At 49.0% G+C, this 13,708-nt stretch carries 10 protein-coding genes; 2 read left to right on the top strand and 8 right to left on the bottom strand.

The features are described 5' to 3' along the window. Nucleotides 1–647: 647 nt before the first annotated feature. The 3 genes from udk to BN98_RS06575 all read right to left on the bottom strand — a co-directional run bounded on the left by udk (nucleotide 648) and on the right by BN98_RS06575 (nucleotide 4,222). Nucleotides 648–1,286 carry a uridine kinase gene (udk, locus tag BN98_RS06585; RefSeq protein WP_019190673.1) on the bottom strand — a complete coding sequence of 213 codons (639 nt, stop codon included), beginning with the start codon at nucleotides 1,284–1,286 and terminating at the stop codon, nucleotides 648–650. Nucleotides 1,287–1,422: 136 nt separating this feature from the next. After that, nucleotides 1,423–2,103: a B3/B4 domain-containing protein gene (locus BN98_RS06580; protein ID WP_019190672.1), complete on the bottom strand. Its 681-nt coding sequence runs from the start codon at nucleotides 2,101–2,103 to the stop codon at nucleotides 1,423–1,425. A 115-nt stretch (nucleotides 2,104–2,218) separates the two neighbouring features. After that, nucleotides 2,219–4,222, bottom strand: coding sequence for a hypothetical protein (locus BN98_RS06575; protein ID WP_019190671.1), 2,004 nt, complete (start codon nucleotides 4,220–4,222; stop codon nucleotides 2,219–2,221). Between the two features lie 288 nt (nucleotides 4,223–4,510). Between BN98_RS06575 and BN98_RS06570 the strand changes: the two genes are divergently transcribed. Both BN98_RS06570 and BN98_RS06565 read left to right on the top strand, forming a co-directional pair. After that, nucleotides 4,511–6,235 (top strand): ABC transporter ATP-binding protein, encoded by a 1,725-nt coding sequence (locus BN98_RS06570; RefSeq protein ID WP_019190670.1) that lies wholly within the window; start codon nucleotides 4,511–4,513, stop codon nucleotides 6,233–6,235. Next, the gene (locus BN98_RS06565; protein ID WP_019190669.1) at nucleotides 6,232–8,091 is read left to right on the top strand and encodes an ABC transporter ATP-binding protein; all 1,860 of its coding nucleotides are present in this window, start codon (nucleotides 6,232–6,234) and stop codon (nucleotides 8,089–8,091) included. The genes BN98_RS06570 and BN98_RS06565 overlap by 4 nt, the downstream gene beginning before the upstream one ends. Before the next feature lie 475 nt (nucleotides 8,092–8,566). On the opposite strand, the gene BN98_RS08670 is transcribed toward BN98_RS06565, so the two are convergent. From BN98_RS08670 to gyrA, 5 genes are read right to left on the bottom strand one after another with little or no spacing between them, the layout of a single operon-like run. Continuing rightward, the gene (locus BN98_RS08670) at nucleotides 8,567–9,745 is read right to left on the bottom strand and encodes an NUDIX hydrolase N-terminal domain-containing protein (protein ID WP_019190668.1); all 1,179 of its coding nucleotides are present in this window, start codon (nucleotides 9,743–9,745) and stop codon (nucleotides 8,567–8,569) included. 4 nt (nucleotides 9,746–9,749) lie between these two features. After that, nucleotides 9,750–10,556 carry a SigB/SigF/SigG family RNA polymerase sigma factor gene (locus BN98_RS06550; RefSeq protein WP_019190667.1) on the bottom strand — a complete coding sequence of 269 codons (807 nt, stop codon included), beginning with the start codon at nucleotides 10,554–10,556 and terminating at the stop codon, nucleotides 9,750–9,752. An 11-nt stretch (nucleotides 10,557–10,567) separates the two neighbouring features. Beyond that, entirely contained in the window at nucleotides 10,568–10,903 is a 336-nt protein-coding gene (locus BN98_RS06545; protein WP_019190666.1) for an ATP-binding protein, read from the bottom strand. Between the two features lies 1 nt (nucleotide 10,904). Next, nucleotides 10,905–11,213: an STAS domain-containing protein gene (locus BN98_RS06540; RefSeq protein WP_019190665.1), complete on the bottom strand. Its 309-nt coding sequence runs from the start codon at nucleotides 11,211–11,213 to the stop codon at nucleotides 10,905–10,907. A 10-nt stretch (nucleotides 11,214–11,223) separates the two neighbouring features. Continuing rightward, nucleotides 11,224–13,674, bottom strand: coding sequence for a DNA gyrase subunit A (gene gyrA, locus BN98_RS06535; protein ID WP_019190664.1), 2,451 nt, complete (start codon nucleotides 13,672–13,674; stop codon nucleotides 11,224–11,226). Nucleotides 13,675–13,708 lie beyond the last annotated feature (34 nt).

Genomic DNA, 13,708 nt, shown 5'->3' with positions numbered 1-13,708 from the left:
GCTTCCACGAGGCGCTGTGTTGTCAAAACGCAGCGCCTCGTGTTATTTGTTGGTTTGAAAATAACATGGAGCGAAATATCGAAAGAACTGCTGCGGTGCCCCATGTTATTTCAGCATTTTAAAAATAGCATGGGGTGAAAAATCTTGAAAAGTACTGGTTTACCCCATGTTATCTCTCGATTTAAAAAATAACATGGGGTGAAAAATCTTGAAAATACTGGTTTACCCCATGTTATCTCTCGATTTAAAAAATAACATGGGGTGAAAAATCTCGAAAAGTACTGGTTTACCCCATGTTATCTCTCGATTTGAAAAATAACATGGGGTGAAAAAAACGCAAATACCCCATGTTATTTCCTGTTTCTTAAAATAGCATGGGGTAAAACCTCGAAAAGACGGCCGCGGTACCCCATGTTATTTCTGCATTCTTAAAATAGCATGGGGTAAAACCTCGAAAAATCTACCGTGCCACCCCATGTTATTTGCCGTTTCTTAAAATAACATGGGATACGCACGCCAAGAAGGTGTCCGCCTGCGGCGGGCAACTATATAAGCAACAGCAGTAGAAGAAGAAACAGAAGAAGGCGGCCCGACAGGCCGCCTTCCTTATATCATTCCAAAACGCACCGGTTTATCGCGTTTCGCTGCTATCCTTCCCGGTGCAGCATCGTTTGAATGTGACGAATGAGCATATCCACTGCGGGGATGTTTTCACCACCGCGCGGGATAATGACATCAGCGTATTTTTTGCTTGGCTCAACAAATTCTTCGTGCATGGGTTTCACTGTGGTGCAATACTGGGTCAGAATGCTTTCCAGACTGCGTCCACGCTCCTTCGTATCGCGCAGAATGCGGCGCAAAAGACGTTCATCCGCATCGGTATCAACGAAAATCTTGAGATCCATCAAATTGCGCAATTCCTTATCCTCCAAGATAAGAATGCCTTCGACGAGAATGCCGGCGCGCGGTTCGACATGACGTGTCTCTTTTTTACGCGTGTGAATGGTAAAGTCGTAAATTGGCAAATCCACCGCCTGTCCGCTGCGCAGGGCTTTAATATCACGGATGAGCTGTTTTGTATCAAACGCATCCGGATGGTCGTAGTTGAGTTTGACCCGTTCCTCCATGGGCATCGCATCGTGTGCCCAATAGTAGAAATCATGACTGATCAAGGCCAAGTCATCCCCAAACGTTTCGCGCAATTTGCGGACAATTGTGGTTTTGCCTGAGGCACTGCCTCCGGCTACCCCGATCACATAGGGTCGTTGCCAATCTTTCACTTCCATCCGTCTGCTTCCCTTCTCTTCATCCCGATCATCTTCATGCCGATCGCCATAGGTTGGACGACAAAGACTACGCCTCCACGCACGCTACCTGGGCGGCAAAGATTACACCTTCACGCACATACCCAGGTGGCGAAGATTACGCCTCCACACGCACTACCTGCGCGGTAAATTCAACGCCCGGCATACATTGGACTAAATCCTCTTCAATATGCTTCAGCGCTTCCAGGCGTACTTCCGTCGTTGCTTCCGCATTCCCGGCGATGGTAAAAAGCACGTTTGTCGTGTTCTCATCCAGCTTATAGGCTTCGCCGTCGCGCACGCCCATCCAGGAGACAATCCCCTTCGCATCACAATATAGAAAATCTGTGGGCGCCACGTGTTTGGAGGAGGATTCGATGGGATAAAAGGTGTCCTCTATGCCGCTCACTTTAAAGATCAGGGGCTCGTCGATTTTATCCAGATCATGGCCTCCGATGGCCAGCATGGAAAGTAAAGATTCCACATTATAAATATCAACGATGCTGTTCACTTGCGGCATGGAACCGCGATGCTGGACGTTGCGTACCAAGGCTAAGACGCTTGGTACATTCTTTTTCACGCTGCGCCCAACACTTTTCATCAAGTTCATATAACCTTGGGTCAGCGGATGCTCGGCTACCTCATCCAGAGAAACGGACAAGGCCCACTCCTCCGCTTGTTTTTGTCGCTTTAAAAAGGCTTCTGAAAATGCGGCATGCGGATTGACATTCTTAGCAATGCCTACCACAACATCCTTTACGCCAAGAGCGGCAATACTGGGGTCAATGCGAATATCCATGTACGTTTTCTCCCTTCTGTCTGTCCGAAGAAGAGCACGCCCTAGACGGGCGTATCCTGCGATAGCAACGACAAGGCCTCGATTTTCCCGGAAGCCCGTCGGTCTTCGGAAAAGATCAGTTGTGATTGTTTTCAACGCGATCAAAATCGCTCGGCTTTACTGCGTCGTTCAGGTCCTTAAACGAAGAGGTGGGCGTAGCTTTTTGCAAGCGTTCCGGTGTCAGCGGCAAGTTCGGATAGCGTTCCTGCAAATACTGAATCGGATCTTGGATATCGGCCGCCTGCGTTCCGGTGGGGTTGGTGAGACCTGTGTTGCCATCCTTAACGCTACCAATGAAGTCAATGCGTTTGACATCTTTCATTTCATTCTCAATGTATTCCAACAACTTATCCATCTCTTCCATGGTAAAGAGATACACATGATCGTTCATGGGCACTAAGTAGGACTTGGGGTATTTTTCCGCCAATTCCTTGCCGGTTCCCTCCGCCAAACGGAAGGTCACTTTGGGCATCTCTTTGCGGTCGGTTTTTTCGCCGAGTTTTGCTTCTTGGACGCATAAAGACACTTCACGATTGTTCTTATCCAGCGATGGCAAAATCATCGTGTTGTCTTTCAAGAGTAAGTCGCCGTTGCCATCAGGAATCACATTGGCCACCGTTAAGCCGGACGGGGTCGGTTCCAAAATGGCCCAATAGCCGGCTGCCACACCGTCTTTTGAGGCTTTTGTTGTGGCATGAATGATGTATTCCGGCGTTTTATCGTTATTGATATCCAAGCGCCCGAAACTGTAGTTTGGCGTGCTATCCGGAATATTGGTACGGATTTCTTTACCATCTTTCAAATAGCCCGCTGATGGTGCGAGTAAGGGCAAATTCCAATTGTATTCGACAACGGCCGGGTTATCGCGCATTTTCGAGACGAGATCTTCCCATGCCTTCTGCTGCTCACCCATCGTCACCTTATCGTTGATCTTGGGCGGATTACCGATCATGCCGGCTGTTGTCAGATTATCAGCAATGAATTTCGGATCCAGCGAATGATCGAGCATGTCGTAAATATTCTGATAACGTCCGTCTTTATCCGGCGTCTGTTCGATGACATAGAAACGTCCGCCCTCTGCCTCAGCAAAGTGCAATTTCTTTTCCGTATCTTTCTTTTCCAGCTCTTCTTTTTCCTTGGCATCCACCAAGCGCACGGAGATAGCCCCCGGAATTTCTTCGTTCTTTTCCGTCTTTTCTTTTAACGTTTCCGGAGTGAGTCCTAAAATAGACATCAACTGGCGCGGGAAAATCAAAAATCCTTTTTTGGACGGGAAAACATAAAGCTGTTGTGACATTCCCTTGGCATTGCGCAAATCCAAGCCAACACTCAGCGATGGATGCTGATAGAAGTAAACTTTGGTATTGCCCAATCGCTGGCTGTCAAAGACCGGCAGATTCGTCAGCGCTTTGGCTGCCGGCGTATCCGGTACACGAGCGGCTTCTTCCTCCGATGCTTTAGCAATGGACAGGGACTGCGATTGTTCCGGTGTCAACGAGGTGTCGGATGTCGTGCTTTTCGCCGGCGTTGATACGGATCCTGTCGGCTTTTGCGACGTTTCGCTTTCCGTCGGCTGATTTTCAATGGTTTCTTCCGGGAGCTCCGTCGGCGTCTTTCCCGTTGCCGATGAACCCTTTGCTATTTTTGTGCTCTGTTGCGGTTTAGGCGACGGCTTCGTGGATTGTTGTGCCGGTTTTTGTTCTGGCTTTTGTTCCGGCTTACGTTCTGCTTTCGAAGACGCTTCTTGTTTCGAGTCTGACGGACGCACAACCAGGTTGCCGCTTCTTGTATGGCTCCGTTCGGTCTCAGACTGCTCCGGAAGGGTCATCGAGTCATACGAAAGCTGTGGAATGGCGTTTTGTGTTTCAAACGCCGAGGATTCGGAGACGGCTCCCGTCCAATTTCGGCTTGTCTCGATAGAGGAATCATCCAGAGACTCCTCATATTGGCCGGACGTTCCATCATCTACGATGGATTGCGGTTTTTCGTTGACCTTTTGTATACCAAATATGGTCGCTCCACTGGCTAACAGGATGCCGACGAGGGCGCCTAATTTTTTCTTATCTTGATTTGTAAGCATGATTCCTCCTTGAATCGCGTGAACCCTCTCTAGTATATCGAACTCGTCGCATGATGACACGTTTCGGTTGAAAATCATAGCCGATAGCGGTCTTTCAGATGTTGCTTTTATTATAGGCAGCAGGGGTGAATAAAATGTGTTGTTCGTGGGATTTTCAAACGTTTTTGCATGAAAATTGTGCGTTTGGGTATGTTTAATTTGTTCTAAATTATAATAAACGTATAGACGTTTGTTCATTGCATTCTTTCGGCGCATAGAGCGCCGTTTCTTGTTTGAAAGAAGGCCGTAATGATAAAAAAATTAATTCCTTATACGAAAAATGTACGATGGCAAGTCATTCTCACGCCTTTGCTGATGATTTTAGAGGTCATCGGCGATATTGTCATCCCCATGATGATGGTTAACCTCGTGGACAAGGGCATTGCTCTTAACAATCGTTCCTATATCTTGCAGCAATCCCTACTCATGGTCGCTGTTGCCTTTATCAGCATGGGCTTTGGCGTCCTGAGTTCCCGTTTGGGAGCGACGGCCGGCTATGGCATTGCCGGCAATCTGCGTAAAGCTGCTTATGAAGCGGTGCAAAAATACTCGTACCAAAATATCGATACAATCAGCGTGCCTTCGTTGATTACGCGTTTGACCGCCGATATTGATACAGTCGGTATGGTAGCGATGATGAGTTTGCGCATGGCGTTTCGCTTCCCGTTTTTACTTATCTTCGCTCTGATTTTTTCGTTTCGCATCCATGCCGGTTTAGCCCTGATCTTTGTCGTCATGTTACCGACCAGCGCCTTCTTCATCTTTCTGGTGTTTCGTAAAGCCATCCCTGTATTTCTCAAGATTCGCGAGCGCATTGATGGTTTAAACGGCATGATTCAGGAGCAATTGGCGGGCATTCATATCATTACCGCCTTCGGACGACAAAAGTATGCCTCACGGCGTTTCGAAAAGCCGAACCGTGCCTTACTGGACACAGAGTTAAAGGGCGTACATCTGATCAGCTATCTGAATCCCCTTTCGAGCACGTTACTCTATCTGACATTGCTCTTTGTGCTGTATAAGGGCGGTCTGCTCATCTATCAAGGCGCCATGATGCCGGGTACGATCATCGGCTTTACGACCTATGTGTTTCAGGTGATGATGGCCGTGATGATGATCAGCATGTATCTCGTAAACTTCTCGTTTGCGTATACCTCGCTGCATCGTATCTTCGAAGTGATTGATACCACGTCGGAGCTGGAAGAAAAAGACAATCCCTGTCATGCCCTGGCTGACGGTTCCGTCCGTTTCTCCCACGTTTCCTTCCGTTATCCGGATTACAACGAAGATACCCTCCAGGACATTGATTTTTTCCTTCCTGCTGGAGCACATATGGGCATCATCGGGCCGACAGGATCGTCAAAATCCACGCTCATTAAGCTCATCGCCAGACTCTATGACGTGAAGGACGGTGCGGTGTATGTGGGTGGACGAAATGTCAAGGACTATTCCCTGCATGCTCTGCGTGAAGACATCGGTATCGTGTTGCAGAAAAACACCTTGATTTCGGGAACCATTCGCAGCAATCTGCAATGGGGGCGTGCGGATGCCACCGATGAAGAAATGAAGGCTGCCCTCCAAAAGGCGCAGGCCTGGGATTTTGTATCGCGCTATCCGGATCTGCTGGATCATCCGGTGGAGCAGAACGGCGCCAATTTTTCCGGCGGTCAAAAGCAACGTCTTACCATCGCCAGAGCGCTGATTAAACAGCCAAAGATCCTGATCTTGGATGATTCCACAAGCGCCTTGGATATGGCAACGGATGCGAAATTTCGACGCGTTTTGCAGGAAGAGTTGCAAGGCATTACCGTCATCATCGTTGCGCAGCGCATTGCTTCCATTCGCGACTGCAATCAAATTCTCGTATTGGATAACGGCCACATGGATGCATTGGGCACCCATGATGCGCTGCTGCATACCTCGGCCATTTATAAAGATATTGTTGAATCCCAGGAAGGAGGGCTTTCCGAATGAGCGATGCAAACAACGAACAGAAGAAGCGTCCTCGTGCGACACTGAATATTCCTGTCCTGAAGCGATTATTTGCGTATTTTCGCTACAATAAGGCCATCTTTGTCGGGGGCTTATTGATGGTGGTGCTCTCCACCTTTTTGAGTGTCGTGGGAAACGGCTTTCTGGCGCCTGTCGTAGATGCCGTAGCCGTCCAGCACGACCTCTCCCTCTTCTTCCGCAATATCGTCATCATGGCCTTGGTTTTTGTCGTAGCTACCCTTACCGAATACTTCGGCTTTTTGTGGTTGGCAGAGCTGTCTCAACGTACAATCTATCGCTTACGTAACGATATGAATCAGCATGTTCTGGCCCTGCCCATAACCTTTTTTGACCATACGGCCCACGGTAAAATCATGTCGTCCTTTACCAATGACGTGGATACCTTGACGCAAACCATTCAGCAGGCCTTGCCGCAGTTTTTACTGTCCATCATTCAGTTCACTTCAACCCTTTTCATGATGTTTATTCTGCGTTGGCAACTCACCCTCGTGACCATTGCCTTCTCGGTTTTGACCATCTGGGTGATGCGCGTCATTTCACACCGCAGCGCCCGCTACTATCGCAAACGCCAGCAACAAATCGGTGAAATGAACGGCTATATTGAAGAGATGCTCTCCGCGCAGCAGGTCGTACAGCTTTTCAATCAACAGGATACCGTCATTTCTGCCTTCGACAAGCGCTCGGATGACGTGCAGAAAATCGCCACGGACGCTGCCACCTTTGGTGTGATCAGCTTCCCGATCATGGGCAATCTTTCTTACGTCCTCTATGCGGTCGTGGCCCTCATCGGCAGCTTTTACACCATGAGCGGCACCATGACGATCGGTGCTTTGACGGCCTTCATGCAATACACACGAACGATCAATCGCCCGGTCACCATGGTTTCGCAACAGTTAAACGGCGTTCTTGCCGCCATTGCCGGCGCCGAGCGTATCTTCCGCCTGATGGATGAACCCGTTGAAGTTATGGATGGCTCCGTTCGTTTGTGGGCCGATCCGGAAACGCAAAAACTATATTGGGAGCGCCGCAACACCGCCGATGAAGCGGCAACGGACGGGGCTGTTTTGGAACAGAAAGCGCCCGTCCATGGCGATGTCCGCTTTGACGATGTGTATTTTGGCTATGACGAAGACCACCCTGTCCTGAAGGGCATCTCTCTCTATGCCAAACCCGGTCAAAAAATTGCTCTCGTCGGCTCCACCGGCGCCGGCAAAACCACCATTACAAACCTCATCAATCGCTTCTACGAAATCGACAAAGGCACCATCACGGTGGACGGTATGCCTTTGCAGGATATTGATAAGCGCGATTTACGTTCGATCCTTTCCATGGTCTTGCAGGAAACACATTTGTTCACCGGCACCATTCGTGAAAATATTCGCTTCGGGCGCCTGGATGCCACGGATGAAGAAGTGGAACACGCTGCAAAACTGGCCCATGCCGACCATTTCATCCGTCGCCTGAAGGACGGTTACGATACCATGATTTCTGACACCGATGGTGAGTTGTCCCAAGGCAAACGCCAGCTGTTGGCCATCGCGCGCGCTGCCGTTGCCGATCCTGTCATCCTCATTTTGGATGAAGCCACGAGCTCCGTCGATACGCATACGGAAAAACTCATCGCTGCCGGTATGGATGAATTGATGAAAGGCCGCACGACCTTTGTCATCGCTCATCGCCTCTCCACCGTTCGCGATGCCAACGCCATCATGGTGTTGGAAGACGGCCAGATTGTAGAACGCGGCGATCATGATGATCTCATGGCGAAAAAAGGTCGCTATTATCGTTTGAATAAAGGCATGGAGGAATTGGCTTAAGGCGAGTGCTGCGGCCGGAGGCGTCTGGAAACCTGCCAAGCTGAACCGTGTGTGCCACCTCAGATTCCTGCGGTGTCAGGAGCGCCTGTGGCGGCGGGAAAACCTGCGAATCCGGCGGCCGATACAGTACTTTTATCGAAAAATAGAAATTGCACTGTAGAAAAAGTGCCGCAATTACAGTACTTTTGGCGGAAAGTGAAATTTGCACTGTACAAAAAGTGCCGCAATTACAGTACTTTTAGCGATTAATAGAATTTGTACTGTAAAATGTGCGAAAAAAATACAGTGCAAATGGCAATTCTTTTGAAAAGCACTGTAAATGGGGTCGAAAAACTACAGTACTTTTTGCCAGAAAGGCTTTTAGTACTGTAAATCAGGCAAAATGACTACAGTACTTTTCGTAAATTGCCAAAATAGTACTGTAATTCGTTAGGCGGCAGCATTGGCCACCGATGATACATAAAAAGCAGATGCTTCAGTCAAAATATACGTTCCAATGCGGATCGTCTTTTGCTGCAAAGCATTGCCGGATCGCACGAACGCTGACGCGTGCTTCACTCAACTTTGGTAAATCGTCCAAAGCAAAGAAGCGTGCATCGGTGGTTTCGATATTTTCCTGGAAGGCATCGGTGCCGGGCTCCAATTCTTCGGCAAGAATGAAAATTTTATAGACGTCCAATGGAAATTTATAATGGTAGTCCTCGTGCGCGCGATCCTCCAAGGCAATCAAGCGCGTGGGGCGGACACGGATGCCGGCCTCTTCCCACACTTCTTTTTTCGCGTTCTCCATGGGCGTTAAGCCGGGATCGCACCAACCGCCCGGCAAAGACCATGCGTCTTCGGGGCGCTTTTCCTGTACCATGAGAATTTTATCGCCACGAAAAACGGCGACACGCACTTCAACATTCGGCGTACGATACAGGTTGTCGACCGGTGCAAAAAGGCCCGGCACTTTTAATGGCGATATCCCTGTTTTTCGTGCAATCATGTCGCAAGCCATCGCTGAAATCGCATCAAAGCGCTCGCGGTCAAAGGGATCCTTCGTGTAGGCCTGCCCCTGCTGCGCATAAAACTGCAATTGTTTTGCCCAGGTAAGCCAAGGCTCATAGCGATCGGCTTCCACGAGATGCGGGTCCTTGGACTGCATGGGATCGAGAAAGCTTTGCAGCTCCTGCCAAAAATAGATCAAGCGCAAGCGCACGGGCTCCGCCAGAGAGGTGTCAAAACAGAGAGACCATTCGAAAGGCACCCATTTGGCATCTACCGTTTCTCCTTCTTGGAGGCGAATCGCGGAACGAGGAACATCACGCTGGATGAAAAAACTGTGCATCAGCGCATTTTGCTCCCGACGTACCGTTAAATGGCCGAGATACACCAGATCCTCTTCCGCTACCTCGATGCCGGTCTCTTCCAACAACTCACGTTTGGCCGCCTGGCGAAGCGTTTCCCCCGCCTGCACCGCCCCACCTGTGTTTTCCCAGGCCAGGGGATGACTTTTCTTGGGATCGCGCTGTGTCAATAGGATTTCACGTTTGCTGTTGAGCGTAAACACACTGACCAGATGAAGATACGTTCCTTTTGGAATCATCTTCCCTCGAATGTGTCTGCCGACATACGCGCCGTCTTCTTTTCGGTAAAGATCCTGATATTCCACACTCTCACCTTTTTCTCTTAAGATCCTGCGGTTTGATCTGCAACTCCTGTCTGAACTTCTTGATAATCTTCTTTTCAATGCGAGACACCGTCATCTGGCTGATCTTAAGATCCTCAGCAATGGAAATCTGTGTCCGTTTATCATAGTAGCGATACACGAAAATGCGTTTTTCCAAATGATTGAGCGTTTGTGTCAATCGCTCGACCACATCGTTAAAATCAATTTGGTTGAAACGTTCATCCTCCACACCGATGAGATCGCCAAGGCTTATTTCCTGATCGTCCATGCCGGTATCCAACGTCTTATCCAGAGACTGAGGCGCATAGACCTTGGACGCCTCCATAGCCTCCAACACGTCTTCCGCACTCACCCCCAGACGCTCTGCGACCTCATCCACGGTGGGTTGTCTTTGCTGCTCCTGCGCCAACGTCAGACGCACCAAATTCACCTTTTTGGACAACTCCTGGATGCGGCGCGGTACACGGATAACCCAGCCTTTATCTCGAAAATGACGCTTCAGTTCCCCCACGATAGTTGGCGTGGCAAAACTGGAAAAAGCAAACCCCTTGGACACATCGTAGCGATCCACCGCAAAAATTAACCCCAGTGAAGCCACCTGTAGCAAGTCGTCATACTCAATGCCTCGATTGACATATTTTTTAGCCAGAATCTCAGCGATATACAGATGGTCGGTGATGATTTTTTCCCGCAGTTTCGGATCGTGCGTTTCTGCCAGGCGACGAAATTCTTCGCGCTCTTCGTCCAGCCGTTGCTTGCGCGGGTCCTTCGCTTTCGTTCGTTCTTTCGCCATCACAAATCCTCTCAGAGTACTTTAGTTAAAAGCAAACGCCCCGCTTCTACCTCCACGTCATCCAACAGCGTTTCCATAATTTGGTGATGCAAGGTATATCCCTCGTCCTTCGTTTCCTCAATGGTAGCGATGATTTCAATCACCAGACGATCTTCTTTCTCCTCAAAACGAATTAAAATTTCTTCATTCGAGGGCAGAAGATAGTTCACCGCTTCCGAAACACAAACTCGCAGATCATCAATCGCTTCGATATCAAAATGCATCTTTTGTGCAATCGAAGCGGTTACCAAACGCAGCGTCGTGACATATTCCGGGCGAGAAGGAATTTGTAATGCTACCGCCTTCATCTTATGCCTCCAAAATAAAATCTTGATCCAATTCCGTAATCATAAAGAGCTTTTTCACATTGCTCTTAGCGTGACGGATGGTGATCTGATGCCCCTGCGCTTTCACATTCTTCAAAATGGAGATCAACGCGCCGAGACCCGTGGAATCCAAATAGTTTAACGCGGACAGATCAAAAATCAAATCCGACGGCTGCTCTTCATAGGCATCCAATACCTTTGTTTTCATTTCCGACGCACTGATAATATCCAGATCCCCTTCCAGGGCAATCTGTAAAGCCTCTTCCTGCTGCATATGAATATGAAATGCCATAGGCTCTCCTTTACGCTTCTTCCGGATCCAAATCTTCCATATACTTGGCAACCGCAACGATGCGCTCGTCCTCGCTACGCACATCTTTAAGCTTCACGCCCTGCGTGGCACGGCCGAGCGTGCTGATCTTTGCCACTTCCAGACGAATCAGATCATTGTTCTGAGACATGAGCAGGACTTCATCGCCCTTTTCTACCAGCATAGCGGCAACAATGTTGCCCGTCTTCTTGGTCACTTTATAGGTCTTTAATCCCTTGCCGCCGCGCTTCTGCACGCCATAATGCTCAATCAGGGTTTTCTTGCCGAAGCCGTTTTCACTGATGACCAACATATACGGATGTTCCTTCACCACATCCATATCAATGACCGTGTCATCCACATCCAACGTAATCCCCTTAACGCCCATTGCCGAACGACCGACGCTGCGCACCTCGGAAAGACTCGTACGCACCGACATACCCTTCTTCGTCACGATGAGGATTTCATCATCCTTCTTCGCAATACGTACCGCAACCAGCTCATCGTCATCTGCTAAGGTAATCGCACGAATGCCGTTGGCACGGACATTCTTGAAATTCGATGTTTCCGTCTTCTTCAGGGTACCATTCTTTGTCATCATGACAAACTGTTTGCCCTCCGAAAGTAAGTTGTTCTTCGGGAACATCGCTTCAATGATTTCATCCGGCTCCAATTGCAGGAGGTTGACAATTGCCTGTCCGCGCGATGTGCGCCCACCCTCGGGAATGTTGTAGGCATTTAAGGTGTACAGACGACCCTGGTTTGTGAAGAAGAAGATTTCATCATGCGTCGAAACCACGTATAATTGGCTGACGTAATCGTCATCCTTTGTCGTCATACCGCGAATGCCCTTGCCACCGCGCTGTTGCACTTTGTATTGATCTGCCGGCGTGCGTTTGATGTAGCCGCGCTTGGTCAGTGAAATAACCACCGCTTCTTTTTCGATCAGATCTTCAATGTCAATCTCATCCACCGCCGGCATAATCTTCGTGCGACGCGCATCCGCATATTTCTCCTTGATTTCCAGCAATTCCTGCTCAATCACGCCCAACAATACCTTGCGGCTGTTTAAGATCTCACGGAAGTAGGCAATCTTCTTCAACAATTCGTTATATTCTTCATCCAACTTCTCGCGTTCCAAGCCGGATAAGCGTTTAAGACGCATATCCAAAATAGCTTGCGACTGCACGTCATCCAAGCCAAAGCGTTTGAGAAAAATGGCCTTGATTTCCGCATCATCATAGCTCGAACGAATGATTTTAATAATTTCATCAATGTGATCCATGGCAATGCGTAAGCCTTCAATAATGTGTGCTCTGGCTTCCGCTTTTTTCAGATCATAACGCGTTCTACGCGTGACCACCTCAATTTGATGTTCGATATAGTAGCGAATCAGCTCCTTCATCGGCAAAATCTTCGGGCGTCCGTTGACCAGCGCTAAATTGATAATGCCAAAAGTGGTCTCCATCTGCGTGTACTTGTAGAGGTTATTGAGCACCACCTTAGGAATCGCATCGCGCTTCAGATCAATCACAATGCGCAAACCCGTACGGTTTGAATCATCGCGAATATCCGAGATGCCTTCAATGCGCTTCTCTTTGACCAGCTCCGCAATCTTTAAAATGAGTTTGGCTTTATTGACCTGATACGGGATTTCCGTAATGGTGATGCGATTGCGCCCACGGATTTCATCCACACGCGCCACGGCACGCAGTTTTAAGCGGCCACGGCCGGTTTCATAGGCCTCTTCAATGCCACTCTTGCCCATGATATGTGCCCCGGTCGGAAAGTCCGGACCCGGCATAATCTTCAGAATGTCTTCCGTTGTCAAATCCGGATTTTTCATATAGGCAATGCAAGCATCAATGGCTTCGCCCAAATTGTGTGGGGCCATATTCGTCGCCATACCGACGGCAATACCTGCCGAACCGTTAACAATGAGATTCGGAAAACGCGCCGGTAACACCACCGGTTCCATTTCCTCTTCATCAAAATTCGGTTGAAAATCGACCGTGTCCTTGTTGATTTCCCGCAGCATTTCCTGCGCCAGTTTGGTCATGCGCACTTCCGTGTAACGCATGGCCGCTGCACCATCGCCATCCACCGAGCCGAAGTTTCCCTGGCCATCGGCTAACAGATAACGCGTATTAAAGGGTTGCGCCAAACGCACTACGGCATCATAAATAGCCGAATCGCCATGCGGATGGAAACGACCCATGACATCACCGACCAGACGAGCGGATTTTCGATAGGGTTTATCCGGTGTCAGTCCCAATAAGGACATGCCATACAGGATGCGGCGATGCACGGGTTTTAGTCCGTCACGTACGTCCGGCAGAGCACGCCCGACAATGACCGACATGGAATAATCCAAATAGGAGCTTCTCATCTCCTCTTCCAGGTCCGCATCCAATACTGTATGTTTTGTTAAATCTTCTGCCATGTTTGCTCCTTCTCTTTTACAGCCTTCATATTGT

The sequence above is a fragment of the Levyella massiliensis genome (assembly GCF_000308275.2).
In the GTDB taxonomy this organism is placed as follows: domain Bacteria; phylum Bacillota; class Clostridia; order Tissierellales; family Peptoniphilaceae; genus Murdochiella; species Murdochiella massiliensis_A.
This window is presented reverse-complemented; position numbering and strand designations above follow the sequence as displayed.

Bases quoted from the DNA above. Each gene is read 5' to 3' on its own strand.
- udk (WP_019190673.1), bottom strand. From the start codon at position 1,286: ATGGAAGTGAAAGATTGGCAACGACCCTATGTGATCGGGGTAGCCGGA.
- BN98_RS06545 (WP_019190666.1), bottom strand. From the start codon at position 10,903: ATGAAGGCGGTAGCATTACAAATTCCTTCTCGCCCGGAATATGTCACG.
- BN98_RS06565 (WP_019190669.1), top strand. From the start codon at position 6,232: ATGAGCGATGCAAACAACGAACAGAAGAAGCGTCCTCGTGCGACACTG.
- BN98_RS06575 (WP_019190671.1), bottom strand. From the start codon at position 4,222: ATGCTTACAAATCAAGATAAGAAAAAATTAGGCGCCCTCGTCGGCATC.
- BN98_RS06540 (WP_019190665.1), bottom strand. From the start codon at position 11,213: ATGGCATTTCATATTCATATGCAGCAGGAAGAGGCTTTACAGATTGCC.
- BN98_RS06570 (WP_019190670.1), top strand. From the start codon at position 4,511: ATGATAAAAAAATTAATTCCTTATACGAAAAATGTACGATGGCAAGTC.
- gyrA (WP_019190664.1), bottom strand. From the start codon at position 13,674: ATGGCAGAAGATTTAACAAAACATACAGTATTGGATGCGGACCTGGAA.
- BN98_RS06580 (WP_019190672.1), bottom strand. From the start codon at position 2,103: ATGGATATTCGCATTGACCCCAGTATTGCCGCTCTTGGCGTAAAGGAT.
- BN98_RS06550 (WP_019190667.1), bottom strand. From the start codon at position 10,556: ATGGCGAAAGAACGAACGAAAGCGAAGGACCCGCGCAAGCAACGGCTG.